The following is a 3805-nucleotide window of genomic DNA, read 5'->3' on the forward strand; positions in this document are numbered from 1 at the left end:
TCCAAAAACTCCCTAATGCTAATGCCTTTTTGGAACTGAATCGTATTCTTACTCATCAGTATATCCTCCAAAAATGAAAGTCATTTGACGTTTATTATAGCAGAGGGCTCATGACGTAAGTTCGGTGGTAATCAGGAAAGAGTTTGAATTTATTCCGTGAATAGTGGTCGAAAATATTCGAAAGCAAACTATCACCTACTTAGGGAATTAAGAATGCAATCAGTAATTAACACTGGCCATATTAATAGTGAAATGACAAAGACCTTATCCGATCCTGGCCTAAGCACACCCTCAAAGATCCATATGGGGCGATCGGTGTCACCGGTTAAGGATGATGAAATAACGTATCCCCCAGTCAAAATAAACAAACAGGCGGATGCAAGGTCTAAACCTCTTCTATGCAGTAAAGATAGTACTGAGAATATCAACAATCACTCTGACCCCTTGGTCCTGGACTTTGTGAAATATTTGTTCGACCCGAAAACTGAAACCTCTCAGTATGCTGATAAACCTTTGAAAGAATATTCAATCAGCAGACTTAATGCACACTTAAGGAACACTGTTATCTATAAATCAGATAATATGGATGTCCCACATTTTTCCGAATTTACCGAGCTATTTAACAGATTAAACACTGAGGCTTCTCGTATTAAACTTAAAGATGACCCAGTCATCAAAATGATAAAAGAAGCAGAACTTTCAGAAACAATTCTTACAATGCAGTCCGACTTTAAGAAGAAAGGTCTTGCCAATTTCTCTCATATTATGTTTAAAACCCCGCTAAGCAACATACTCACTGTTTTGCGTGCAGAGCTAAACCGAAATAACGATGAAGACCGTGAGCAATTTGCACAAATCACCTTGCTTGAGCAGGATGTGGCTAAATTACACGATGTAGATGTAAATGCACCACCTTCCTACAGAGAAGTTCTAATACTGTCATTGAGATATGCACTTATGATCAGCGTATTTAAAAACTATCCATATGCTGATAGTGACAACAAAGTAAATACCATGCGCGAAATTAACGAACACAATTATAATGACCACGAAGCTAACGACTCTTTTGATGCAAAGCTTAATAATACGCTCGGTGTCAAGCCTTACGATTTCCACGCCTTAATGTGTAGATTTATTTTAGGGTACCTGAAGGCTATAGATGCAGCTGAAGATGGGCCAGATTATTTGATGTTGCCTTGTTTTGATGAACTTGACATTGACTTCTTTCTAAAATCTACTCGGTATAACATTCATCCTGCGGGTCTACTCAAGGGAAATATTGCACTTCATGACGACCATCTTATGAGATGTACAATGCTTATGGAGCATGATTTCCAACATATCCTTAGGATGCATAAATATAAAAACCATAAAATTCAAGAATCAATGGATTGCAGCAGCCCGAATCAAGATCAAGAGATCTTGACAGGGATTAATAATGATGTACTAGAAAATATTTACGACAAGGATACCGCGAGTTCAGTTGAACTCTGTATCTTTTATTTTACCCATGAGAATCTTTTTTATCCTTATAATTCCCTACCTTTATCATTCCTGAAATCAAAAGGTTTTTCATCTGATGTTTTTGATAAAAAAGGACTAGTTACAACAATAGTGAGCGGTTATTTTGAATTTGATGAAGGTTGTACTATCAAGCATGTAAAGCAGGCTTGTGAACTCCTGAATGCACACTGCTCCACCGAACAGGAAAAGAATAAAAAAGAAGAATAAAAAAGACACCCAAAACCCACTGCAGACATTAATGGAAACCGCCGTTACCACGGCTCATAACAGTTCAGTTATGGAGCGCCCCGGGAACTGGCCAGAGTGAATTGTGACCTGTTTACTGATGAGGCTGGCCGGGATTTTTGCAATGATGATTGGCAGGTGGTTGAAGTAACGGCCTCAGGCTGGAAGCTGTTGCCGAACAGGATCGGGTTCTGTCTGGCTGTTAGAATGCTTCCGTCAGAATACTTAGAAATCCGTTCTTGAACTGTTGGCCGGTCACGGAGGTGTTAAGAAGTTTGGAGGGGTTGTTTGTCAGCGCTCAGAGTGACTGGGTGATGACCTATGAGAATATTAGTCACCTGACTGATGATCAGCAGGATTTGCTCTGCCAGATAAGCACCGGGTCCGCTTACGTTAAAAGGACGGCTTATACCGATGCGGATGAGACGGTATTAAGTGCCCTGCGGCCTCAGATTATTAATGGCATTTCGCCGATGGCAACACGGCTTGATTTGATTGATCGCTGTATCAGTACTGAGCTGCCTTCTTTGGCCTCTGGCAGCCGAAAGACAAAAACGGATCTGGAACAGGCATTCACTCGAGATCAACCTGCTTTGCTGGGAGCATTGTTGACGTTACTGGCGGATGCCACTGCACGATTACCTACCATCAAACTCGATAAACTCCCTCGTATGGCAGATTTTTCCTTATTGGGTGAGGCGGTTTGTCCGGTGCTTGGCAGTCCTGCTTCCCTCATGCCGGTGTTTCAGCGTAATACCCATGAACTGATTGATAATAGCCTTGAAGGAAGCCCTGTAGCCAATGCCCTGGTGGACCTCTGCCAGCAGCGTGGTGAAGGTCAGGTGTTCAATGGAATTATCAGTCACCTCCTGAAACAGTTGAATCTATTCAAGACCGATTTCAGTGGCTGGCCAAAAAGTCCACGGGGCCTGGGTAATATCCTTCGCCGCGAGCAGGGAGTTCTCAAACAAAAGGGCATTGAGGTCAACTTGACCGGCAAGAGTAATCTGGGCAGAACAGTTGATGTGGTGTATAAAGCCGGTGACCGACATGCACCACCGACACTAAGGAACCGTCACTAAATAACTTCCCGATTTGAATTTCAATCTCCGTTCACCCTGAGCTCGTCGAAGGGTGCCTGGTATGAACTTGATTGTTGGGCTCGGAGTCATGCCCTTGGGGGGCTCAGGACGAACGGGATACGAGTTAAACAGGGAAATTTTTTCAGCACAAATTCTAAATGAAACAATGTTGCCGTTCCTGAGCAAGTGATGGATCGGGATGTTATTTAATTACAAATCCTAAGTGCAGCAACCCATGTATGTTCAGGCCCAGCTGGAGCACATGGTGATCGCCCGCTTGCTGAACGTACACCAACCAGCATCGATAATACTCGGCTCAGTGTACTTAGGAATTGTCCTGAAATAATTTCCACATTTTGAACTCAATCTCCGTTCAGCCTGAACGGAGTCGAAGGGTGGCTGGCACGATCTATCTGATCCGGTGAAGGCTTGATACAGGCCATTAAAGACCCGGAGGATGAAGAAGACGAAAAGGGCGTAATGGATAAACGACTACTGGTGACTGAGTCTGAATATGCCAACGTGCTGGCCCAGGATCAGCGCGGCGGGAATACCCTGTCCATGGTTCTGAGGGATGCCTACGACGGAAAAACCCTGTCCAACATAACGGTGACTCCAAGGGTCGCCACCAGCCCCCATATCAGCATTATTGGGCATATCACACCGGGCGAACTTACCAGTCACAAATCGTTTATCTCCCAATCGGTCAACGGTGCCCTGAACCGGAACCTGATCTTTTTTGCCCGACGTGAGCGGACAGAACCAACGCCAAGGCCATACTCCCCGGAGGAAACCGAAGCCCTGTCACAATGGTTTGCCGACAGCGTTTATCGGGCAAGGGATGAAGCCACAACCGATAATTATCTGGACAAAAAAGCAGGCCGTGAAATGGTGATGTCCCAAGAGGCCAGAGCGGTAATTATTGAGGAGTACCACCAAAGGGAATCCGCACAGGATGCCATGCCGGAACTGTT

At 44.3% G+C, this 3805-nt stretch carries 3 protein-coding genes; all 3 read left to right on the forward strand.

The window, feature by feature from the left end:
- Nucleotides 1-213: 213 nt before the first annotated feature.
- On the forward strand, nt 214-1731 hold the full coding sequence (locus RM811_RS15180) for a hypothetical protein (RefSeq protein WP_402525885.1): 1518 nt from the start codon (nt 214-216) through the stop codon (nt 1729-1731).
- Nucleotides 1732-2012: 281 nt separating this feature from the next.
- Complete coding sequence (locus RM811_RS15185; protein WP_402525887.1) at nt 2013-2831, forward strand: hypothetical protein; 819 nt, start codon at nt 2013-2015, stop codon at nt 2829-2831.
- A 429-nt stretch (nt 2832-3260) separates the two neighbouring features.
- Nucleotides 3261-3805 (forward strand): hypothetical protein (locus RM811_RS15190; protein WP_402525890.1); only part of this gene is annotated, 545 nt, incomplete at its 3' end.

Origin of the sequence: Endozoicomonas sp. (assembly GCF_031844845.1) — a bacterium.
Taxonomy (GTDB): domain Bacteria; phylum Pseudomonadota; class Gammaproteobacteria; order Pseudomonadales; family Endozoicomonadaceae; genus Endozoicomonas.

Excerpts from the sequence above, each read along its gene's own strand:
- RM811_RS15180 (WP_402525885.1), top strand. The coding sequence starts at position 214 with ATGCAATCAGTAATTAACACTGGCCATATTAATAGTGAAATGACAAAG.